This window comes from Enterobacter sp. MGH 38, from assembly GCF_000492855.1.
Classification (GTDB): Bacteria; Pseudomonadota; Gammaproteobacteria; order Enterobacterales; family Enterobacteriaceae; genus Enterobacter; species Enterobacter hormaechei_C.
This window is the reverse complement of record NZ_KI535607.1, coordinates 540783-561815: the sequence shown is the minus strand read 5'-3', so window position 1 is coordinate 561815 and position 21033 is coordinate 540783. Positions and strand designations below refer to the sequence as shown.

The window sequence follows — 21033 nt, the reverse complement described above, 5'->3', positions numbered from 1 at the left end:
TTGTTTTCTAAGCGATCGAGGTAAGGATAGATGTATGCTGTGAATTAAAAAAGGGAATCAATTGATTCCCTAAATAATTATCCGAAACGCACGTCGCGCCCGTGCGGTTCATCCAGGTCCTGCCACGGGCCAATGGAGATAATGCCCGTTGGGTTGATGGTCTTATGACTGCGGAAATAATGGGTGCGAATATGGTCAAAATTGACCGTCTCCGCAATCCCCGGCATCTGATAGATGTCGCGCAGGAAACCGTGCAGGTTCAGATAATCGCTGATGCGATGCTTGTCGCACTTGAAGTGGGTGACATACACCGGATCGAAGCGGATCAGCGTCGTCCACAGGCGGATGTCTGCTTCAGTGAGGCGATCGCCCGTTAAATAACGATGCTGGCCGAGGATCTGCTCCAGGCGCTCCAGGGATCCAAACACGTTGCCGACCGCTTCGTCGTACGCTTCCTGACTGGTGGCAAAGCCCGCTTTATAGACGCCGTTGTTGACGTTGTCGTAGATCCAGCCGTTCAGCTCGTCAATTTTCTCGCGCAGCTCAACCGGGTAGTAATCCCCGGCGCGGGCGCCGTGCGCGTCAAACGCGGTATTGAACATGCGAATGATTTCAGCGGATTCATTGCTGACGATCGTCTGGTTTTTCTTGTCCCACAGCACCGGCACCGTTACGCGTCCGGTGTAGTGCGGATCGGCGCGCAGATAGAGCTGATACAGGAAATCGTGATGATAAAGCTCATCACCCGTCGCGGCAGGGAAGTCACTGTCGAACGTCCAGCCGTTTTCCAGCATCAGCGGGTTGACCACCGAAACCGGAATTAACGATTCGAGGCCTTTAAGCTTGCGCACAATCAGCGTGCGGTGCGCCCACGGACAGGCGAGAGAAACGTACAGATGATAACGATCTTTCTCCGCCGCAAAGCCCCCTTCGCCGCTCGGGCCGGGTGCGCCGTCGGCGGTCAGCCAGTTACGGAAGGCCGAAACAGAGCGCTTAAAGCGTCCACCGGTGGATTTGGTGTCATACCAGACATCCTGCCAGACGCCGTCTACGAGTTGTCCCATTTTTTTCTCCTCCGTCAGATAGCAAAAGCGAGGAGATGTCTCCTCGCTTTGAATGTAATCAGTATAGCGTGCTTACCACTTCTTATTCAGAAGACGGTCGATGCTGTAGGCGCCCGGGCCCGTGATAGCCAGCAGCAGGAAGCCACCCGCGATGGTCAGGTTTTTCATGAACATCAGGGAGTTCACGCCTTCCGCAAAGTTGCTGTGGAAGATGAACGCGGTCAGCAGGGTAAAGCCTGCGGTGAACAGCGCCGTGGTGCGTGTCAGGAAACCGAACAGCACTGCCAGGCCGCCGCCGAACTCAAGCAGAATGGTCAGTGGCAGCAGGAACCCCGGCACGCCCATCGCTTCCATATACTGCTGAGTGCCCGCATAGCCGGTAATTTTGCCCCAGCCTGCGGTGATGAACAGAATTGGCATCAGAATACGCGCTACCAGTACACCAACATCTTCTAATTTTTTCATTTTACTCTCCAGGAAACCACATCAGCGGCTAAACGTTATTTGCTTGCAAATTCGGGTAGATACCGCGTCTTTGCTGTCGATGGAGAGGAGTGTAAACGGGGCGGATGGCAATTGTTAGCAAGGAAAACTGTTAATCTTCTTCAAAGATATTGAGTAAGGGAGCGTGCGGGCTGGTGCCCTCACCCCATCCCTCTCCCACAGGGAGAGGGGGCAAAAACAAAAAACGGTAACCCTGGTTACCGTTTTGCTTTTTTCACCGCAACTGCTGCTGTCGCAGCGTGGTTTTCACCAGACGCCAGGCGCTCCAGGCGCCAAAGCCGCGACGTGCCCAGCGGATCAGCATGTTAGGATGCCGAACCGACCAGATCGCCATCACGCTGCTGCCGACCAGCGCCCATGAACGCAGGCTCAGGACCGTGTTCCAGCCGCGGTCAAACCGATGCGTGGCTTCAACCCAGTCGCGACGGCTGGCAGACAGATCCAGTCGCTGCTGCTGGATTTGGCTCAACAGATACGCTTTCCGCTTTTGACGTTCGGCTTTGTCGCTCACGACTTATCATCCTCCAGCAGGGCGCGGTCGTTGGCCAGCTCCTGGCGCGTATGACGCAGGAAGGTCGACGTGCGCGCTTTATGCAGGGTCCAGATACCGCCTATCAGCGCCGCCACCAGCAGAACCACGGTAGTCGCAATCATCGCGTTCAGACGATACTGTGGATCGATAGCCCAGATGATTAACACCATCAGGCTCATCAGACCAAACGCGGCAAAGAGCATCGTAAGCCCAAGCATGAGCAGCATCTGGAAGAGGTTGGCTTTCTCCTCTTCCAGCTCCACTACCGCAAGCCGGACGCGCGTTTCGGCAATCCCGACCAGCGTCGTAAGAATACGCTGGCCAATGCCGAGGACGTTTTTAGCAGGCCCTTGTGCGTGACGTGGATCTTCCATAATCAACGACGCGTCAGCAGGACACCCAGCACCACACCCACTGCGGCGCCAATACCCACACCCGTCCATGGATTATCACGTACATATTCGTCTGCGCGCGCAGCCGCTTCGCGGGTCTGTTTCGCCAGCGCATCACCGGTTTCACCCAGACGGTAACGGCTCTCTTTCAGTGCCTGCTCCGCTTTGCTGCGCAGTTTGCTGACTTCTTCTTTCGATTTATCGGCAGAAGAGTTCAGCACCTCTTCCAGGGTGTCCGCCAGGGATTTCAGTTCAGCGCGCAGATTTTCTGAAGTTGTATCTTTTGACATGATTCTCTCCTGTTGAGATTTCCGTTAACTCAATAATCGCGAGCTTCCAGCGCTTTCAGTTCGTCCTGCGCCTCTTGCAACTTCCTCTCGCGCTTGGCAATTTTTTCCGCATCACCTTTCTCTTTCGCTTCTTGCAGGTCTTGACGGCGCTCGGCTATCTCGTCCTTCTGTTCAGCGATTTTTTCCTGATGATCGGCACGCAGCTTGCTGTCCGTACAGTTGTCTTTCACTTCGCTCAACGCTTTTTTCAGTCCGTCGATCCGGTGCTGATTGTTATGCTTTTCGGCATAACTGATTTCGCGTTGGATATCCTGTTCTTTCTCCTGACAAAGAGACATAGCGAAGGAAGCTGTGCTTAAAGAAAAAAGGGCCAGAGCCAGGGTGATGCGGTATTTCATTATAGAAACCTTCCATTGTGTTACGGCGTAAGCCGTGTTCCAGAACTAAGCGGAGAACATCTGAGGGGTGCTCCGCGTACTTAAGCATAGTAAGTAAACGGGAGTTTCACCAAAGTAGGTGAAAATATTCGGAATATTAGTCGTTAACCAAATCGATGCGACGTGTCGCGTAACCGTGACATCCAGGAGGCGACGTGGCTGTCATCATCCTGTTGCGCAATGATGTAACCCTGCGGCAGCGTGCGGTCCAGCACGGCTTTCGCCGCGGCGCTTTGCGCACTGGAGTCAAATTTTATCAGCAGCACATCGTCTTGCGGCGTGATGCTCTTAAAGCGAATCCCGTTTGCGTCGAGATGATGCCAGATGGAAAAACCATCCGGCACGCTGGTTCCCTGGCTCACAGGACGGATAGCCAGCGTCGACTCCTGATGCTGTAGCGCAGACCACAGCAGGATAAGAGCGCTGAACATCATCAGCGCGACGATGGCGTAAGAGAAGCGGCGCAGCGCGAGCGGGGAGATAACCATCGTTAACCCCTGGCCCCGTATTTCTTCTTCCACAGTACGACCAGGGACCCGACCAGGCCAAACACCAGCAGAACGACGGGCAGCAGCATCAGGCAAGACATCAGTTGGTCTTCGTATTTCATAAAGACCGGCGTTTTACCCAGCGCGTAGCCGAGCGTGGTCAGGATCAGCACCCACAGCAAGCCGCTCATCCAGTTAAAGAACTGGAAGCGCGTGCTGCTCAGGCCGGACAGGCCCGCAATGGTGGGCAGTAGGGTGCGTACGAATGCGATAAAGCGGCCAATCAGCAAGGCGGAAAGCCCATGCTTATGGAAAAGGTGGTGCGCTCGCTGGTGGTAATGGGCCGGAAGGTGCGAAAGCCAGTTCTGAACGATTCGCGTGTTACCCAGCCATCGCCCCTGAATGTAACTCACCCAGCAGCCCAGGCTGGCGGCAATGGTTAAAAGCAGGACCGTTTGCGGGAAAGCCATCGCCCCTTTTGCACAAAGCACCCCGACCAGCACCAGCAGGCTGTCGCCCGGTAAAAAGGCAGCAGGCAGCAGACCGTTCTCAAGGAACAGGATCATAAATAATACAAAGTAGAGCATGCCAATCATGGACGGGTTGGCCAGCGTTTCGAAATCCTGAGCCCAGAGGGCGTTCAGTAGTTGGGTCAAAAGTTCCATTCAGTGTTCCTGGAAATCGGTTAACGTCACGCCTGTAATTCGGGAAATACAGCACGGCGACATTGTTATGATTTCATTATGGTCGCTCGCGGACACATTGATGTGTGGCCAACACTGTTCCCTGTTAATTGGCTGGTTAGCAAGCACTAACTTACAAAATAACGAAGTGAATCCAATTGTAACAAAGCCCGACGTTCTGCGTCACAGAATTTGAGGGGAAACACGATTTTGGCGTAAGCCACGGAGGGGAGCGAGAAATTTTACAAAGGCTGACACTATAGAGGTTTTCTTACCCTGTCTGGCCGGAAGGCGCGGCGGTGCGCCTGCCAGCAGTTCGGGGCGTTATTTTGCGAGATTGGTCGCGGTATCGAGGTGAACGACCGGATTATCGGCAAAAAGATAGCGGTCAGCGTTAAATTCAAAGTCATCACTTGTTTCATTAAACAGCATCTGTTTGGTGTTCTCCAGATGCTGCCACATTGCCAGTTTCGCCGCATGCGGATCTTTACGAATCAGGGCCTTAAGAATCTGGTCGTGATCGTCACACCAGTTATCTACCGTGCGGGAATCAATATGATCGTGCAATTTCTTCCAGTACGGGTTGTGAACGCGCTGAGTCCACATTTTTTCAACGATTGCCGCCAGCGCCGTGTTCTGAGTCGCAAGGGCGACCTGGACGTGGAATTGCAGGTCCCATTCAGAATCGCGGAAACATTTTTCTTTACGCGCGTGATCCTGGATTTCCATCAGCTTCATGATGTCCTGCTTGGTCACCTGCGTCGCAGCAAATTCCGCAATGTTGCTTTCAATCAGCTGGCGAGCCTGGAGAAGCTCAAACGGACCGTAGCTGGCAAACTCCAGACTTTCGTCCGGGGTGGGGGAGTGTTTCGCCTGGCTGGAAATCACATGAATGCCGGAACCTTTGCGTACCTCAACATACCCTTCCACTTCCAGCATGATGATGGCTTCGCGGACCACCGTGCGGCTGACGCTTTTTTCATCCGCAATGAAACGCTCAGCGGGAAGTTTATCACCGACAAGATAGACCCCTTGCTCGATGCGATCTTTCAGCTCGGCGGCAAGTTGTTGATATAAACGACGTGATTCGGTGATTTCCATATGCGCTCCAGGCAGGGTACGGCGAATGATTTGTTATACCACTTTTGCGTGCCAGTCTCCAGATTTCGCCATCAAAAAAGCCGCCCGGAGGCGGCTTTTGCGTCGTTCTTGCCGGGTGGCGCTACGCTTACCCGACCTACTATTTTATTGGATTTTGTAGGCCGGGTAAGGCGGAGCCGCCACCCGGCACAACAACGCTAACTTTGCGTCGCCGGTCCCCCGAGGGACTCTTTCGCAAGTTCATCTGCGGATTTGCTTTTCAGCACCGTCCAGATAACCACCGCACCCAACAGGTCGAAGACAGCCAGTACCGCGAACAGTGGGCTGAAACCAATCGTATCCGCCAGCGCGCCGACCACCAGCGCAAACAGGGTACTTGCGGTCCAGGCGGCCATCCCGGTCAGGCCGTTGGCGGTGGCGACTTCGTTACGACCAAACACGTCGGACGAGAGCGTAATCAGCGCACCGGACAGAGACTGGTGAGCAAAGCCCCCGATACACAGCAGGGCGATAGCCACGTAAGGGCTGGTGAACAGGCCGATCATACCCGGGCCGATCATCAGCAGGGCGCCCATAGTGACCACCATCTTACGGGACACAATCAGGTTCACGCCAAACCAGCGCTGGAACAGCGGTGGCAGGTAGCCGCCGACGATACAGCCCAGGTCTGCAAACAGCATTGGCATCCAGGCGAACATCGCGATCTCTTTCAGGTTAAAGCCGTAAACTTTAAACATGAACAGTGGGATCCAGGCGTTAAACGTACCCCAGGCCGGTTCTGCCAGGAAGCGTGGCAGGGCGATACCCCAGAACTGACGGGTGCCCAGGATCTGCCAGACGGACATCTTTTTGCCGTTGTCGGTCTGATGCTGGGATTCCTGACCATTAATAATGTAGTCACGTTCTTCGTCAGACAGCTTTTTCTGGTCGCGCGGGTGTTTATAGAAAATCAGCCACGCCATGGCCCAGGCAAAGCTCAGCACACCGGAGATGATGAACGCCATCTGCCAGCTGTGCATCACAATCGCCCACACCACCAGTGGCGGAGCAATCATCGCCCCGATGGAGGAGCCCACGTTGAAGTAACCGACAGCGATAGAACGCTCTTTTGCCGGGAACCATTCAGAGCTGGCTTTCAGACCCGCGGGGATCATCGCCGCTTCGGCAGCACCTACCGCACCACGCGCCAGCGCCAGTCCGCCCCAGCTGCCGGCCAGCGCGGTCGCCCCACAGAAGACGGCCCAGGCTACAGCGAAGAAGGCATAACCAATTTTTGTACCCAGAATATCAAGAACATAACCTGCAACAGGCTGCATTACGGTGTAAGCGGCAGAGTAAGCCGCAATGATGTAAGAGTATTGCTGCGTGGAGATATGTAACTCTTCCATCAACGTTGGCGCCGCTGCTGCCACGGTGTTACGTGTCAGGTAGCCCAGCACGGTGCCGAGCGTCACCAGTGCGATCATGTACCAACGTAACCCTTTAATTTTACGCATGTAAAACCTCATCGTTATGTTATTTCCGTGTCGGGACACGGCAACAACTCAACCGTTGCCGGGAGCTGTTCTGTAACGGGAGGGGCGTAACCGGGAACCTGTCCCGGAACGGCCCGAACCTTGCCATTAGTAATCGTGCTAAGTCGGCTTCCGTACCGTTAAATCCGATGTATCAAACACCGGTAATGCATTCCGTCGGCTTATAGTTTGCGACGGCGAAAAGATAACTTGTCATACAACTTTAAAAGGTGAGTGACATCACAAAAGTGTGAATCTTTGTAGGGACATTATGCGGCACGCGCAAAGCCAGAACTGGCGCGGCCTGAGAGAGGGTTTACCCCTTTGAGGGTAATTTATTTGTCGACGTTTATTGATCTAACTCACGAAAAAAACGTCGGACTCTGGAAATTGGTGTGATAACTTTGCAGCATCTGAACATAAGCTTTCTGACGCTCCCGTAATGAGGAAGACGATAATGACACCGTTTATGACCGACGATTTTCTGTTAGATACCGAATTTGCTCGCCGCCTGTACCACGACTACGCAAAAGACCAGCCGATTTTCGACTACCACTGCCATTTACCGCCGCAGCAGGTTGCCGAAAATTACCGTTTCAAAAACCTGTATGATATCTGGCTGAAGGGTGACCACTATAAGTGGCGCGCAATGCGCACCAACGGCGTGGCCGAGCGCCTGTGTACCGGCGACGCGACCGATCGCGAGAAGTTTGACGCCTGGGCCGCTACTGTTCCCCACACCATCGGTAACCCGTTATACCACTGGACGCACCTCGAACTGCGTCGTCCGTTTGGTATCACCGGCAAGCTGCTCTCTCCCGCCACGGCGGATGAAATCTGGGATCAGTGCAACGACCTGCTGGCGCAGGATAGCTTCTCGGCGCGCGGCATCATGAAGCAGATGAACGTGAAGATGGTGGGCACCACCGACGATCCTGTCGACTCTCTGGAGCACCACGCGGTTGTCGCGAAGGACAGCACGTTTGACATCAAAGTGCTGCCAAGCTGGCGCCCGGATAAAGCCTTCAACATCGAGCTGCCGACCTTTAACGACTACATGGCGAAGCTGGCGGAAGTGTCTGACACCGATATCCGTCGCTTTGGCGATCTGCAAACCGCGCTGACCAAACGTCTGGATCACTTTGCCGCACACGGCTGTAAAGTGTCTGACCACGCGCTGGACGTAGTGCTGTTCGCGGAATCCAGCGAAGCTGAGCTGGACAGCATTCTGGCGCGTCGTCTCTCCGGCGAAGCCCTGAGTGAGCACGAAGTGGCGCAGTTTAAAACGGCGGTACTGGTATTCCTCGGTGCGGAATATGCCCGCCGCGGCTGGGTTCAGCAGTATCACATCGGCGCGCTGCGTAATAACAACCAGCGTCAGTTCAAACTGCTGGGCGCGGACGTGGGCTTTGACTCCATCAACGACCGTCCGATGGCGGAAGAGCTGTCAAAACTGCTGAGCAAACAGAACGAGCAAAACCTGCTGCCAAAAACCATCCTTTACTGCCTGAACCCACGCGATAACGAAGTGCTGGGCACCATGATCGGCAACTTCCAGGGCGAAGGGATGCCGGGCAAGATGCAGTTCGGTTCCGGCTGGTGGTTTAACGATCAGAAAGACGGCATGGAGCGTCAGATGACGCAGCTGGCGCAGCTCGGCCTGTTGAGCCGCTTCGTTGGCATGCTGACCGACAGCCGCAGTTTCCTCTCCTATACCCGCCATGAATATTTCCGCCGCATTCTGTGCCAGATGATTGGCCGCTGGGTGCACGCGGGCGAAGCGCCAGCGGATATCCAGCTGCTGGGCGAAATGGTGAGAAACATCTGCTTTAACAATGCGCGTGACTACTTCGCCATTGAACTGAACTAAGGCCGTTTGAGGTTGATATGCAATACATCAAAATCCATTCGCTGGATAACGTTGCCGTCGCGCTGGCCGATTTAGCCGAAGGGACGGAAGTGACCTTCGACAACCAGTCGGTGACGTTACGCCAGGCCATTGGACGTGGACATAAGTTTGCCCTGATCCCCATCGCGAAAGGGGAGAACGTGGTGAAGTACGGTTTGCCCATCGGTCATGCGCTGGCGGATATTGCGCCGGGTGAATACATTCATTCCCACAATACCCGCACCAATCTCAGCGATCTGGACGAGTACAGCTATCAACCTGACTTCCAGGCAGAAGAAGGACAGGCGGCCGATCGTGAGGTGCAGATCTACCGCCGCGCCAGCGGCGAGGTGGGGATCCGCAATGAACTGTGGATCCTCCCGACCGTCGGCTGCGTGAACGGGATCGCGCGTCAAATTCAGACGCGTTTCCTGAAAGAGACTAACAATGCTGAAGGCACCGACGGCGTGCATCTGTTCAGCCACACCTATGGTTGTTCCCAGCTGGGCGACGACCACATCAATACCCGCACCATGCTGCAAAATATGGTGCGCCACCCGAACGCGGGGGCGGTGCTGGTGATTGGCCTCGGCTGTGAAAACAATCAGGTTGACGCCTTCCGCGATACGCTGGGCGAGTTCGATCCTGAGCGCGTGCACTTTATGGTGTGTCAGCACCAGGACGACGAAGTGGAAGCGGGCGTTGAACAACTGCACCAGCTGTACGAGGTGATGCGTCACGACAAGCGCGAGCCGGGCAAGCTGAGCGAACTGAAGTTTGGCCTGGAGTGCGGCGGGTCTGACGGGCTTTCCGGCATTACCGCTAACCCGATGCTGGGCCGCTTCTCGGATTACGTGATTGCCAACGGCGGCACCACGGTGCTGACCGAAGTGCCGGAGATGTTCGGCGCAGAGCGCATTCTGATGAGCCACTGTCGCGACGAAGAGACGTTTGAGAAGACCGTCACCATGGTGAACGACTTCAAACAGTACTTCATTGCCCACAATCAGCCGATTTACGAGAACCCGTCGCCGGGGAACAAGGCGGGCGGAATCACCACGCTGGAGGAGAAATCCCTCGGCTGCACCCAGAAAGCGGGCGCGAGCCAGGTGGTTGACGTTCTGCGCTACGGCGAGCGCCTGAAAACGCACGGTCTGAACCTGCTGAGCGCGCCCGGTAACGATGCGGTCGCCACCAGCGCGCTGGCGGGAGCCGGCTGCCATATGGTGCTGTTCAGTACCGGACGCGGTACGCCGTACGGCGGATTTGTGCCAACGGTGAAAATCGCCACTAACAGCGAACTGGCGGCGAAGAAAAAGCACTGGATCGACTTTGACGCGGGCCAGCTGATCCACGGCAAAGCGATGCCGCAGCTGCTGAGCGAATTCGTGGACACGATTGTGGAGTTTGCCAGCGGCAGGCAGACCTGCAACGAGAAGAACGACTTCCGCGAGCTGGCGATCTTTAAGAGTGGTGTGACGCTTTAAGTCGGGTGCGGGCTGGTGCCCTCACCCCGGCCCTCTCCCACAGGGAGAGGGTGCAAACACTAAAAACGGCAACACATGTTGCCGTTTTGCATTTACCTTGTAGGCCCGGTAAGGCGTAGCCGCCACCGGGCTTTTCTTTTTAACTGCGCAGGGCGTTCTTCGCTAAACGCGCATCTTCCGCCTGACAGGCTGCGGCGGTAAACAGCACGTCGGTAGAGGAGTTCAGCGCAGTCTCGCAGGAATCCTGCAATACGCCGATAATGAAGCCGACCGCGACAACCTGCATGGCAATCTCGTTCGGGATACCGAACATGTTACAGGCCAGCGGGATCAGCAGCAGCGATCCGCCCGCCACGCCGGATGCGCCACAGGCACACAGTGATGCAACGACGCTCAGCAGCAGCGCGGTTGGCAGATCCACCGGAATACCCAGCGTATGCACTGCCGCCAGGGTCAGCACGGTGATGGTGATCGCCGCACCCGCCATGTTCACGGTCGCACCCAGCGGGATCGACACGGAATAGGTATCGCGATCCAGGTTCAGCTTCTCCGCCAGCGCCATGTTGACCGGAATGTTTGCCGCCGAGCTGCGGGTAAAGAAGGCATACACGCCGCTCTCGCGCAGGCAAGTCAGCACCAGCGGATACGGGTTGCGGCGGATCTGCCAGAACACCAGCAGCGGGTTGATCACCAGCGCCACCAGCAGCATACAGCCGACCAGGACGACCAGCAGCTGCGCGTAGCCCCACAGTGCGTCGAAACCGGTAGTGGCCAGCGTCGAAGAAACCAGACCAAAGATACCGACTGGTGCAAAGCGAATCACCAGCTTCACCATGAAAGTCACGGCATTGGACAAATCGTTGACCAGGTTTTTCGTGGTCTCGTTGCCATGACGCAGCGCGAAGCCCAGACCAATCGCCCAGACCAGGATGCCAATGTAGTTTCCGCTCATCAGTGCGGTGATGGGGTTAGAGACCATGCTCATCAGCAGGCCGCGAAGGACTTCCACAATCCCGGACGGCGGGGTGATATCACCGGCCGCGCTGGTCAGGTGCAGCGTAGACGGGAACAGGAAGCTAAACACAACGGCCGTTAAGGCAGCAGAGAAGGTTCCCAGCAGATACAGGAACAGAATAGGGCGAATGTTGGTTTTTTGTCCGTGCTGGTGGTTGGCAATCGACGCCATCACCAGCATCAGCACCAGTACCGGGGCGACGGCCTTCAGGGCGCCCACAAACAGCGTCCCGAGCAGTCCCGTGGCCTCCGCGGCAGGTTTCGACACCATGGCCAGCAGAATACCCAGTACCAACCCGACCAGAATTTGTTTTACAAGACTGCCCTGCGCCAGGCGCGCGAACAGACCGCGTGATTGTGTGCTCATACGTTATTCCTGAGTGAAATTGCGTTCCATCCTGGATGTGCTCTAAGTCACATTTATTTCCGGATGTAAGTAAATGTTTGCCTGGTCGAGTATAGGGAATACGTGAAAGGAGGGAAGCGTAAAATGCTGGATTTTACGTGTTGCGTCATGTTTTTTAACTATTGGTTAACGAAAGCGCCGGGTAGCGCTACGCTTACCCGGCCTGCATTGCATTTCCCCCTCTCCCTGTGGGAGAGGGTTGGGGTGAGGGCATCAGCCCGCACCGAACGTTGCACTAAACCTGCTGCTTCTTATCGTGCTGGCGGTTAACCCAGGTATTGATAATCAGCGTCACCAGCAGAATGCCAAACACCACGCCGAGCGAAATGGCGATCGGGATATGGTAGAAATCGACGATCAGCATCTTGATACCGATAAACACCAGAATCACCGACAGGCCGTACTTCAGCATTGAGAAGCGCTCTGCCGCGCCTGCCAGCAGGAAGTACATCGCACGCAGGCCGAGGATGGCGAACAGATTCGAGGTCAGAACGATGAACGGGTCGGTGGTAACTGCGAAGATAGCCGGGATACTGTCCACCGCGAAAATCACGTCGCTCAGCTCGACCAGAATCAGCACCAGCAGCAGCGGGGTGGCGAACAGCAGGCCGTTCTTACGCACGAAGAAATGCTCGCTCTCGATCTTGTCCGTCATGCGCAGATGACCCCGGAACCACTTCACCAGCGGCTTATCACCGATACCGGTATCGTCTTCTTTCGCCAGCGCCATTTTGACCCCGGTGAACAGCAGGAACGCACCAAATACATACAACAGCCATTCGAACTGGGTAATCAGCCAGCTGCCGGCGAAGATCATGATGGTACGCAGGACAATAGCGCCCAGAACGCCGTACACCAGCACGCGGCGTTGCAGAGCCGCAGGCACGGCGAAGTAACTGAACAGCATCAGCCAGACGAAGACGTTATCAACCGCCAGTGCTTTTTCAATCAGATAGCCGGTGAGGAAGGCGAGTGCCTGAGGATCGGCCACCGCGCGGCCTTCGGTTGAGGCCAGATACCACCAGAAGGCGGCGCAGAAAAGAAGTGAGAGGGTAACCCATACCAGCGACCAGACGGCGGCTTGCTTGACGCTCATGCCGTGTTCGCCGCGACGACCCTGCAAAAAGAGGTCGATCGCCAGCATGATGAGCACGACAACCGCGAATCCGCCCCACAGCATTGGAGTGCCGACAGAATGCATACTATTTTCCTTACACATAAAAAACAAAAACGGCTATGGTCAGAAGACGATAGCCGTTAGCTTTTTATGCATAGACCTCGCCTTCCGGCAAGGTCTCACTTACAACCTCGAAGGTTGCCCGGCGACCGGATGCGGTTTTGCACGCATCGTAATGACGATCCACCGGCGAAGAAGTTACTCCCCTTTGCAGGTAACAAATTATGTCAGACCATCGGTTTCGTCAATGGTCTGCACGATTTCATTACACAGCTTTACGCGACGGCTTCCACATTCACGCCGTCTGCGGGGAAAATCACGCCAGTCTGTCGGCGGATCTCCGTTTGCAGCTTCGCCGTGGTGCGGCTGATTGCCAGCCCCGGGTGGTTCACTTCGTTGTCTTCTACCAGACGGGCGAAGACCTCTGCCTCATAGAGCATAGTGTTAATATGCTGAGGCTGCGTCAGCTCCTGCGCTTTGCCGCCGCGGGGAACGATGCTTAGCTTCTGGCATTCGGAGATTTTTTCGATCACCAGCGAGCCGTCTTCGCCCTGAATTTCGCTTGGCAGTACGGAGTCACTGACCTTCGAGTGCTGCAACGTCACGCTGAAATCACCGTAGTCCAGCACCACAACGCCATGTGCATCCACGCCGCTCTCCAGCAGGCTGGCGGTGGCCGTTACGCCGTGCGGTTCACCCCACAGGGCGACCGCAGAGGCCAGGCAGTAAAAACCGATATCCATAATCGAGCCATTCGAGAAGGCCGGGTTAAAGGTGTTCGGGTTTTCGCCGTCCAGGTAGCGCTGGTAGCGCGAGGAATACTGGCAGTAGTTGATAAAGGCTTTACGCACTTTGCCAATTTTCGGCAGGGACTGCTGCAACAGCAGGAAGTTCGGCAGGCTGGCGGTTTTGAACGCTTCAAACAGCACCACCTGGTTTTCCCGGGCAAGCGCAATGGCGGCTTCCACTTCCTCAATATTCGAGGCCAGCGGCTTCTCGCAAATCACGTGTTTTTTGTGGCTGAGGAACAGCTTCGTTTGCGGGAAATGCAGAGAATTCGGGCTGGCAATATAGACCGCGTCAATGGCGTCGCTTTGCGCCATCTCATCGAGCGAGGTGAACAGATGTTCAACCAGGTAGTCATTCGCAAAACTCTGCGCCTGCTCAAGGCTGCGGGAATAGACTGCGGTGAGCTTATATTTGCCGGTTTCGTGGGCGGCGTCGACGAACTGGCGCGTGATCCAGTTCGTACCGATGACTGCGAAACGTATCATAAACGTTTACGTACTCCGTAGCAGGGAACTTAAAACCACTGTAGCACGTCATCATGACATTTCGCGTGCGCTACTGCGCATTACTCTTTAACGATAAATGCGTCAGCCACAAACGGGTATCAAACTCCAGCTGGTGGTACTGTGGCTCCATGTGGCAGCACAGGGAATAGAAGGCTTTGTCGTGCTCTTTCTCTTTCAGGTGCGCCAGCTCGTGCACCACGATCATCCGCAGAAAGGCTTCCGGCGCATTGCGAAAGACGGTCGCGACGCGGATCTCCGCTTTAGCCTTCAGCTTGCCGCCCTGCACGCGGGAGATGGCGGTATGCAGGCCGAGCGCGTTTTTCAGCACATGGATCTTATTGTCGTACATCACCTTGTTGATCGGCGGGGCGCTCTTAAGATACTGGTTTTTCAGATCCTGCGTATACTGCCAGAGGGCTTTGTCAGTCGCGAAATCATGCGTGCCCGGGTAGCGTTTTTCCAGCACCGCACCGAGCTTTCCCGCGGCAATCAGGTCACGAACCTGGGAAAGTAAATGCTCCGGATAGCCCTGGAGATAAGTCAGCTGGTTCATCAAAACCCCAAAATAGTGTGAAAACGGGTATACTCACGCACCCTTTTCAGGGATACGCCAAATTTTACCATTCAGGAGGGCCGATGAGCCACTTAGACAACGGTTTCCGTTCACTCAACCTTAAACGTTTCCCGGAAACGGACGACGTGAACCCGCTTCAGGCGTGGGAAGCGGCGGATGAATATCTGCTGCAACAGTTGGATGAGACTGAAATCAGCGGCCCGGTTCTGATCCTGAATGACGCGTTTGGCGCGCTGGCCTGCGCGCTGGCGGAACATGCGCCTTACAGTATCGGCGATTCTTACTTAAGCGAACTGGCGACGCGTGAAAACCTGCGCCATAACGACATCGAAGAGTCCAGCGTGAAGTTCCTCGACAGCACCGCGGACTACCCGCAGGCGCCGGGCGTGGTGCTGATTAAGGTGCCAAAAACCATGGCGCTGCTGGAGCAGCAACTGCGCGCGCTGCGTAAAGTCGTCACGCCAGAAACCCGCATTATCGCGGGTGCCAAAGCGCGTGATATTCACACCTCGACGCTGGAGCTGTTCGAGAAGGTCCTCGGCCCGACCACCACGACGCTTGCCTGGAAAAAAGCACGCCTGATCAACTGCACCTTCAGCGCACCGGCGCTGGCCGACGCGCCAGAAACGCTGAGCTGGAAACTGGAAGGTACCGACTGGACCATCCACAACCACGCGAACGTCTTTTCCCGTACCGGTCTGGATATCGGGGCGCGTTTCTTTATGGAACATCTGCCGGAAAATCTTGAGGGTGAGATTGTCGACCTGGGCTGCGGCAATGGCGTGATTGGCCTGACGCTGCTGGCGAAGAACCCGGAGGCCAGCGTGGTGTTCAGCGACGAATCGCCAATGGCGGTGGCCTCCAGCCGTCTGAACGTGGAAACTAACCTGCCTGAAGCGCTGGATCGCTGCGAGTTTATGATCAATAACGCGCTGTCGGGCGTAGAGCCTTTCCGCTTCAACGCGGTATTCTGTAACCCGCCGTTCCACCAGAAGCACGCCCTGACGGATAACGTCGCGTGGGAGATGTTCCACCACGCGCGCCGCTGCCTGAAAATCAACGGCGAGCTGTACATCGTGGCGAACCGCCACCTGGACTACTTCCACAAGCTGAAGAAGATTTTCGGCAACTGCGTCACCATTGCCACCAATAACAAATTCGTGGTGCTGAAATCGGTGAAGCTGGGGCGTCGTCGCTAAATAACCAGTGCAAGCTGGGTGCCCTGCGCAATCGCCCGCCGCGCATCCAGCTCCATCGCCACGTCGCACCCGCCGATCAAATGCACCGTTTTACCCGCTTCGCGCAGCGGATCGGCCAGATCGCGCTTTGGCTCCTGTCCGGCGCACAAAATCACATGATCCACGCGCAGCAGCTGCGGTTCACTACCGATCAGCACATGCAGCCCGTCGTCGTCGATCTTCTGGTAGCTCACCGCCGGGATCATCTTCACCCCGCGCGAGAGCAGGGTGGCGCGGTGGATCCAGCCAGTGGTTTTGCCCAGCCCTTCACCCGGCTTGCTGGCCTTACGCTGGAGCATCACGATCTGACGCGGGCTTTTCGGCAGCTGCGGCCCTTCCGGGCGTAAACCGCCGGACTGACTGAGACTGGTATCAATGCCCCATTCCACGCAGAACTCAGCGATGTTCTGGCTGGTGGCTTCGCCCGGCTGGCTTAAATACATCGCGGTATCAAAACCGATCCCGCCGCAGCCGATAATCGCCACCTTCTCGCCAACCGGCGCTTTGTCGCGCAGCACGTCCAGATAGCTCAATACCTTCGGATGATCGATACCCTCGATCGCAGGGGTGCGCGGGGCGATCCCACTCGCGAGGATCACCTCGTCGAAACCGATCAGATCCGCCGCGCTGACAAACTGATTAAGCCGCAGCTCGACGCCCGTCAGCTCGATCATCCGGCGGTAGTAGCGCAGCGTTTCGTAGAACTCCTCTTTGCCGGGGATCTGTTTGGCGATATTAAACTGCCCGCCAATCTCCCCCTGCGCATCAAACAGCGTCACGCCGTGCCCGCGCGAGGCGGCATTGACCGCAAACGCCAGGCCCGCCGGGCCAGCGCCCACCACGGCCAGGCGTTTTTTATTGACCGTCGTAACCACCGGCATTTTGGTTTCATGGCAGGCGCGGGGGTTAACGAGGCAGGAGGTGACTTTGCCGACGAAGATCTGGTCCAGACACGCCTGGTTACAGCCGATGCAGGTGTTGATCTCATCCGCACGACCGCTTTGCGCTTTGGAGAGCAGTTCGGCATCCGCGAGGAACGGACGCGCCATCGAGACCATATCGGCGTCGCCGCGGGAGATCACATCGTCCGCCACCTGCGGGTCGTTAATGCGGTTCGTTGTTACCAGCGGAACGGAGACTTTGCCTTTCAGCTTGCGCGTTACCCAGCTGAACGCCGCACGCGGCACCGGCGTGGCGATGGTGGGGATGCGCGCTTCGTGCCAGCCAATCCCGGTGTTGATAATGGTGGCACCGGCGGCTTCAATTGCCTGCGCCAGCTGCACGGTTTCGTCGAAGGTGCCGCCGCCTTCCACCAGGTCGAGCATCGACAGGCGGAAGATGATAATAAAATCCGCACCCGCACGTTCACGCACCGCGCGCACCACCTCCACGGCAAAACGCATGCGGCGGGCATAGTCGCCACCCCATTCGTCGTCGCGCTGGTTGGTGCGTGCGGCGAGAAATTCGTTAATCAGATAGCCTTCAGAGCCCATCACCTCCACGCCGTCGTAGCCTGCTTCCCTTGCCAGCGCGGCGCAGCGGGCAAAATCGTCGATCAGCGCCAGGATCTCGTCGTGGCTAAGGGCGTGAGGAGTAAAGCGGTTAATCGGCGCCTGAATAGCCGAGGGGGCAACCAGGTTCGGTTGATAGCTGTAGCGCCCGGTATGCAGAATTTGCAGGGCGATTTTGCCGCCCTCGCGGTGGACCGCGTCGGTCACAATGCGGTGGTGCGACAGTTGTGACGCATCATTCAACACCGCGCCGCCCTCCATCGTCACCCCGGAAGGGGCAGGGGCTACGCCGCCGGTGACAATCAGCGCCACTCCGTGGCGCGCGCGTTCGGCATAGAAGGCTGCCAGACGTTCAGCCCCGTCCGGACGCTCCTCCAGCCCGGTGTGCATTGAGCCCATTAGCACGCGGTTTTTGAGGGTGGTGAACCCCAGATCGAGAGGGGCGAATAACGACGGGTAGCGGCTCATAGTCTCTTCCAGTGTAAAATTATTGTTATGTGGTCGGATGAGTTACTAATTTAGCCAGCGGGGAGTAAAAGGGAAAAGGGGAATGCGGTGAATGTGATGGGATTCAAATATTGGTGTGGCCTGATGCCCTCTCCCTAAGGGAGAGGGGACTTAATCTCCCTCTCCCTTAGGGAGAGGGCCGGGGTGAGGGGGATGCCCGCACCAGCCCCGGCGCCTGCCACATCGACGTGGTCAGCCCGCTGTCCACCAGCCCGAGCTGGTCGGCGTACACCGCCTGCCATTTCTGCATCATGCCGTCGTACAGTTCCCGGTGCTGCGGGTTTGGCGTGAACTCGCGGCTCCACTTCACCAGCCGCTCGCCCGTCGAAGCCATATCCGCAAACAGCCCCGCGCCAGCTCCTGCGGCAAGGGCACAGCCGAGCGCCGTTGCCTCTTTAACTTCCGGCACGCGCACCGGCAGGCCGGTAACGTCGCTTAAAATCTGACTCCACAGGGCGCCTTTGGCCCCGCCGCCCGCAAACACCAGACTCTCAAACGTCACGCCGGAGAAGCGCGAAATCTGCGCCAGGTTGCAGGCCGAGACGATCGCCGCGTTCTCTTCCAGGGCGCGGAACAGCGTCGCTTTGTTGCACTTTTCCGGGTCGATGGAGAGGTTAATAAACGACGGCGCGGCGTGATACCACTGCTTAAAATGCATCGCGTCGGAGAAGATTGGCATTACGCCGTGGGAGCCCGCCGGGACGCGGCTCGCCATCTCTTCCAGCAGGGAATAGGTGTCCATCCCCATCCGCTCGGCAATCAGCTTTTCCTCGGCGCAAAAGGCGTCGCGGAACCAGCGCATGGTTAGCCCGGTAAAGAAGCTGATCGACTCCGCCTGTGCCATGCCGGGGATGACGTGCGGGTTTACGCGGATGTTCATCTCAGGATCGGTGCGCACCTGCGGCAGGTTAACCACCTGCTGCCAGAAGGTGCCGCCCAGCACCGCCGTTTGTCCGGCGCGGACCACGCCCAGCCCCAGACAGCCCAGCTGCACGTCGCCGCCGCCCATCACCACCGGCGTGCCTTCACGCAGGCCGCACTGCTGCGCGGCCTGTCTGGTTATCGCGCCCAGCACGGTGCCGGTCTCTTTCACCGGGGAAAGGATATCGGCGCGCAGCCCGGCCATGTCGAGCAGCGCCGGACGCCAGTCGCGGGAGAAGAGATCCAGCATACCGGTGGTGCCCGCATTGGACGGGTCGACCGCCAGCTCGCCGGAGAGCTTCGCCGCCAGCCAGTCGCTGATCATGGTGATAGTCGCAGCCTTGCGGTAAATATCCGGACGGTGGTGCGCCAGCCACAGCAGGCGCGGCATGGCGCTCAGCGCCAGCGTCTGGCCGGAGACCTCATACACTTCGGATTCAAACCGGTAGTCGTGGATCTCTTTGAGTTCAGCCACCTCGCGGCTGGCGCGGGCGTCGACGTTGGCGCAGGCCCAGATAGCCTCGCCGTTGCGGTCGTACAGCACAATCCCTTCGCGCATCGAGCAGCAGGCGACGGACTGAATATCCGCCGCGCTAAGCCGTGCGCGCTCCAGCGCCTGCTGAATACACCGGCAGGCCAGCCGCCAGTTGGTGTCGAGATCGAACTCCATCGACCCCGGCACGTTCTCCACGCTCAGGTGCTTCCACTCGGCCTGGCCAACGGCAATCTGGTTGCCCTGTAAATCGAAAATCACGGCGCGAACGCTGCCTGTCCCTGCATCTAACGCTAAAAGGTAACTCATGAGCTTGCCTCGCTGTTAGCGCAGGGCTGCTCTTATCCGGCCAGAGCCAGCACCGCGCGGGCTGTCGTCTCTTCCGTCACCAGGCCATTAATACGGCGACCTTTCAGTGCGGCATAAATCGCATCGGCTTTCTCTTCCCCTCCGGCCACGCCGACAATGGTGGGCAGCTGCGCCAGTTCATCGAGCGTGACGCCCAGTAATTCTTTGTGGATCTCCAGCTCCTCGACGCATTCCCCTTCGGCATTGAGGAAATAGCCGAGGATATCGCCCACCGCGCCTTTACGGGCGTACATCAGCTGTTCACCTTCGCTGATATAGCCGGAGCGCAGGATCGTCGCGTCGCGGCGCTGGTTTACCGAGCCAATCCCGACCACCGCCACGTCAGCGGCGGTGGCGGCGAGGATCACGTCCCGCACGCTGGTTTCGCGCTTTAAGATCCCGGCGACTTCAGCGGATGACACGCGAAGCGGGGCGGGGATCATGCTGACGCTACAGGCTGCATCCAGCTGGCCGATACCGGTCATATACGGCCCGACGCCGCCGGAGAGCGTCACCAGGCGGATCTGTTGCGAGCTGATAAAGCCGCTTAAGTGTTGCAGACTGCTCATGGTGGTTTCACCGAAGCCCACCGCTAACAGCTGGCCGGGCTCCAGCACGCCCATCAGCGACTGCGCCGCGCCAATGCCCAGCCGCACGTTCATCGGCGGGGTATTCAGGGCAGGCATCACGCGCACCAGCTTCAGGCCAAAGCGCTGCTGTAGCTCGGTTTCCAGCGCCAGGCAGCCCTCGTAGCGGGAGTTGATCTGCACGCGGATCACCCCGGACTGACGGCCTTTCTCCAGCAGGCGGGAGATTTTTAATCGCGGCAGCCCGAGCCGTTCGCCGATGTCGTTCTGGGTCAGCCCGTCGTGGTAGTAGCACCAGGCCACGCGCGCCACCAGCTCCTCTTCCGCCAGTGCCAGCCCGGCAAACCGTCCTTCTTCCGCAGTGCGTTTATCGCTCATAATTGAACTCTTATAAAAATTTAGATCATATGTTCGTGATGGCGCGACGTGAAAATGTGAGCCACGCGACAAAACGGATCATTTCGATCGATTGCGGTTTATCTAAATCTCAATCGATAAAATTGTGATCCCTGCACGGTTGTAAATATAGTTCACCGTCTACGCTTTTGAACATTATTAAATCTAAAAATCATTTGTTCAATA

The 21033-nt window shown here is 57.1% G+C and carries 20 protein-coding genes; 3 read left to right on the top strand and 17 right to left on the bottom strand.

What is annotated here, in order from left to right; all coding sequences use genetic code 11:
- Positions 1-77: 77 nt before the first annotated feature.
- From L384_RS18225 to L384_RS18270, 10 genes are all read right to left on the bottom strand, one after another.
- Positions 78-1064, bottom strand: a complete 987-nt coding sequence (locus tag L384_RS18225; protein ID WP_003862653.1) for a glutathione S-transferase family protein — start codon at positions 1062-1064, stop codon at positions 78-80.
- A gap of 72 nt (positions 1065-1136) precedes the next feature.
- Positions 1137-1529, bottom strand: a complete 393-nt coding sequence (locus L384_RS18230; RefSeq protein ID WP_003862651.1) for a DoxX family protein — start codon at positions 1527-1529, stop codon at positions 1137-1139.
- 253 nt (positions 1530-1782) lie between these two features.
- Positions 1783-2079: a YqjK-like family protein gene (locus L384_RS18235; RefSeq protein WP_003862649.1), complete on the bottom strand. Its 297-nt coding sequence runs from the start codon at positions 2077-2079 to the stop codon at positions 1783-1785.
- Positions 2076-2474 (bottom strand): phage holin family protein, encoded by a 399-nt coding sequence (locus L384_RS18240; protein WP_003862647.1) that lies wholly within the window; start codon positions 2472-2474, stop codon positions 2076-2078. Before L384_RS18240 ends, L384_RS18235 begins: the two co-directional genes overlap by 4 nt.
- Positions 2475-2476: 2 nt before the next feature.
- On the bottom strand, positions 2477-2782 hold the full coding sequence (locus L384_RS18245) for an ElaB/YgaM/YqjD family protein (RefSeq protein WP_003862645.1): 306 nt from the start codon (positions 2780-2782) through the stop codon (positions 2477-2479).
- Positions 2783-2811: 29 nt separating this feature from the next.
- On the bottom strand, positions 2812-3180 hold the full coding sequence (locus tag L384_RS18250; RefSeq protein WP_017382428.1) for a DUF1090 domain-containing protein: 369 nt from the start codon (positions 3178-3180) through the stop codon (positions 2812-2814).
- Positions 3181-3323: 143 nt separating this feature from the next.
- Entirely contained in the window at positions 3324-3707 is a 384-nt protein-coding gene (mzrA, locus tag L384_RS18255; RefSeq protein WP_003862640.1) for an EnvZ/OmpR regulon moderator MzrA, read from the bottom strand.
- 2 nt (positions 3708-3709) lie between these two features.
- Positions 3710-4372, bottom strand: a complete 663-nt coding sequence (gene yqjA / locus L384_RS18260; RefSeq protein ID WP_003862638.1) for a DedA family general envelope maintenance protein YqjA — start codon at positions 4370-4372, stop codon at positions 3710-3712.
- 342 nt (positions 4373-4714) lie between these two features.
- Positions 4715-5491: a transcriptional regulator ExuR gene (gene exuR, locus L384_RS18265; protein ID WP_003862635.1), complete on the bottom strand. Its 777-nt coding sequence runs from the start codon at positions 5489-5491 to the stop codon at positions 4715-4717.
- A gap of 197 nt (positions 5492-5688) precedes the next feature.
- The gene (locus tag L384_RS18270; RefSeq protein ID WP_003862634.1) at positions 5689-6987 is read right to left on the bottom strand and encodes an MFS transporter; all 1299 of its coding nucleotides are present in this window, start codon (positions 6985-6987) and stop codon (positions 5689-5691) included.
- A 475-nt stretch (positions 6988-7462) separates the two neighbouring features.
- Between L384_RS18270 and uxaC the strand changes: the two genes are divergently transcribed.
- Both uxaC and L384_RS18280 read left to right on the top strand, forming a co-directional pair.
- Entirely contained in the window at positions 7463-8875 is a 1413-nt protein-coding gene (gene uxaC, locus L384_RS18275) for a glucuronate isomerase (protein WP_023323772.1), read from the top strand.
- Positions 8876-8892: 17 nt separating this feature from the next.
- On the top strand, positions 8893-10380 hold the full coding sequence (locus L384_RS18280) for a UxaA family hydrolase (protein ID WP_015571940.1): 1488 nt from the start codon (positions 8893-8895) through the stop codon (positions 10378-10380).
- Between the two features lie 139 nt (positions 10381-10519).
- Here L384_RS18280 and sstT read toward each other — a convergent pair whose 3' ends face one another.
- The 4 genes from sstT to L384_RS18300 form a co-directional block, all read right to left on the bottom strand.
- Complete coding sequence (gene sstT, locus L384_RS18285; RefSeq protein ID WP_003862628.1) at positions 10520-11761, bottom strand: serine/threonine transporter SstT; 1242 nt, start codon at positions 11759-11761, stop codon at positions 10520-10522.
- 274 nt (positions 11762-12035) lie between these two features.
- Complete coding sequence (locus L384_RS18290; RefSeq protein WP_003862625.1) at positions 12036-13001, bottom strand: TerC family protein; 966 nt, start codon at positions 12999-13001, stop codon at positions 12036-12038.
- 251 nt (positions 13002-13252) lie between these two features.
- Positions 13253-14251, bottom strand: coding sequence for a Gfo/Idh/MocA family protein (locus L384_RS18295; protein ID WP_003862623.1), 999 nt, complete (start codon positions 14249-14251; stop codon positions 13253-13255).
- A gap of 70 nt (positions 14252-14321) precedes the next feature.
- Positions 14322-14825, bottom strand: coding sequence for a YgjP-like metallopeptidase domain-containing protein (locus L384_RS18300; protein WP_003862622.1), 504 nt, complete (start codon positions 14823-14825; stop codon positions 14322-14324).
- Between the two features lie 83 nt (positions 14826-14908).
- On the opposite strand from L384_RS18300, the gene rlmG reads away from it, so the two are divergent.
- Positions 14909-16045: a 23S rRNA (guanine(1835)-N(2))-methyltransferase RlmG gene (gene rlmG / locus L384_RS18305; RefSeq protein WP_003862620.1), complete on the top strand. Its 1137-nt coding sequence runs from the start codon at positions 14909-14911 to the stop codon at positions 16043-16045.
- Here rlmG and L384_RS18310 read toward each other — a convergent pair.
- The 3 genes from L384_RS18310 to lsrR all read right to left on the bottom strand — a co-directional run bounded on the left by L384_RS18310 (position 16042) and on the right by lsrR (position 20829).
- Positions 16042-18063, bottom strand: coding sequence for an NADPH-dependent 2,4-dienoyl-CoA reductase (locus tag L384_RS18310; protein ID WP_023323771.1), 2022 nt, complete (start codon positions 18061-18063; stop codon positions 16042-16044). The genes rlmG and L384_RS18310 overlap by 4 nt on opposite strands.
- A gap of 166 nt (positions 18064-18229) precedes the next feature.
- Positions 18230-19825, bottom strand: a complete 1596-nt coding sequence (lsrK, locus tag L384_RS18315) for an autoinducer-2 kinase (RefSeq protein ID WP_023323770.1) — start codon at positions 19823-19825, stop codon at positions 18230-18232.
- Positions 19826-19857: 32 nt separating this feature from the next.
- Entirely contained in the window at positions 19858-20829 is a 972-nt protein-coding gene (gene lsrR, locus L384_RS18320) for a transcriptional regulator LsrR (protein ID WP_023295481.1), read from the bottom strand.
- Positions 20830-21033: the final 204 nt, after the last annotated feature.

Excerpts from the sequence above, each read along its gene's own strand:
- lsrR (WP_023295481.1), bottom strand. The coding sequence starts at position 20,829 with ATGAGCGATAAACGCACTGCGGAAGAAGGACGGTTTGCCGGGCTGGCA.
- L384_RS18245 (WP_003862645.1), bottom strand. The coding sequence starts at position 2,782 with ATGTCAAAAGATACAACTTCAGAAAATCTGCGCGCTGAACTGAAATCC.
- L384_RS18290 (WP_003862625.1), bottom strand. The coding sequence starts at position 13,001 with ATGCATTCTGTCGGCACTCCAATGCTGTGGGGCGGATTCGCGGTTGTC.
- L384_RS18270 (WP_003862634.1), bottom strand. The coding sequence starts at position 6,987 with ATGCGTAAAATTAAAGGGTTACGTTGGTACATGATCGCACTGGTGACG.
- yqjA (WP_003862638.1), bottom strand. The coding sequence starts at position 4,372 with ATGGAACTTTTGACCCAACTACTGAACGCCCTCTGGGCTCAGGATTTC.
- L384_RS18280 (WP_015571940.1), top strand. The coding sequence starts at position 8,893 with ATGCAATACATCAAAATCCATTCGCTGGATAACGTTGCCGTCGCGCTG.
- sstT (WP_003862628.1), bottom strand. The coding sequence starts at position 11,761 with ATGAGCACACAATCACGCGGTCTGTTCGCGCGCCTGGCGCAGGGCAGT.
- L384_RS18230 (WP_003862651.1), bottom strand. The coding sequence starts at position 1,529 with ATGAAAAAATTAGAAGATGTTGGTGTACTGGTAGCGCGTATTCTGATG.
- exuR (WP_003862635.1), bottom strand. The coding sequence starts at position 5,491 with ATGGAAATCACCGAATCACGTCGTTTATATCAACAACTTGCCGCCGAG.
- L384_RS18295 (WP_003862623.1), bottom strand. The coding sequence starts at position 14,251 with ATGATACGTTTCGCAGTCATCGGTACGAACTGGATCACGCGCCAGTTC.
- lsrK (WP_023323770.1), bottom strand. The coding sequence starts at position 19,825 with ATGAGTTACCTTTTAGCGTTAGATGCAGGGACAGGCAGCGTTCGCGCC.
- rlmG (WP_003862620.1), top strand. The coding sequence starts at position 14,909 with ATGAGCCACTTAGACAACGGTTTCCGTTCACTCAACCTTAAACGTTTC.
- L384_RS18225 (WP_003862653.1), bottom strand. The coding sequence starts at position 1,064 with ATGGGACAACTCGTAGACGGCGTCTGGCAGGATGTCTGGTATGACACC.
- L384_RS18300 (WP_003862622.1), bottom strand. The coding sequence starts at position 14,825 with ATGAACCAGCTGACTTATCTCCAGGGCTATCCGGAGCATTTACTTTCC.
- uxaC (WP_023323772.1), top strand. The coding sequence starts at position 7,463 with ATGACACCGTTTATGACCGACGATTTTCTGTTAGATACCGAATTTGCT.
- L384_RS18310 (WP_023323771.1), bottom strand. The coding sequence starts at position 18,063 with ATGAGCCGCTACCCGTCGTTATTCGCCCCTCTCGATCTGGGGTTCACC.
- mzrA (WP_003862640.1), bottom strand. The coding sequence starts at position 3,707 with ATGGTTATCTCCCCGCTCGCGCTGCGCCGCTTCTCTTACGCCATCGTC.
- L384_RS18240 (WP_003862647.1), bottom strand. The coding sequence starts at position 2,474 with ATGGAAGATCCACGTCACGCACAAGGGCCTGCTAAAAACGTCCTCGGC.
- L384_RS18250 (WP_017382428.1), bottom strand. The coding sequence starts at position 3,180 with ATGAAATACCGCATCACCCTGGCTCTGGCCCTTTTTTCTTTAAGCACA.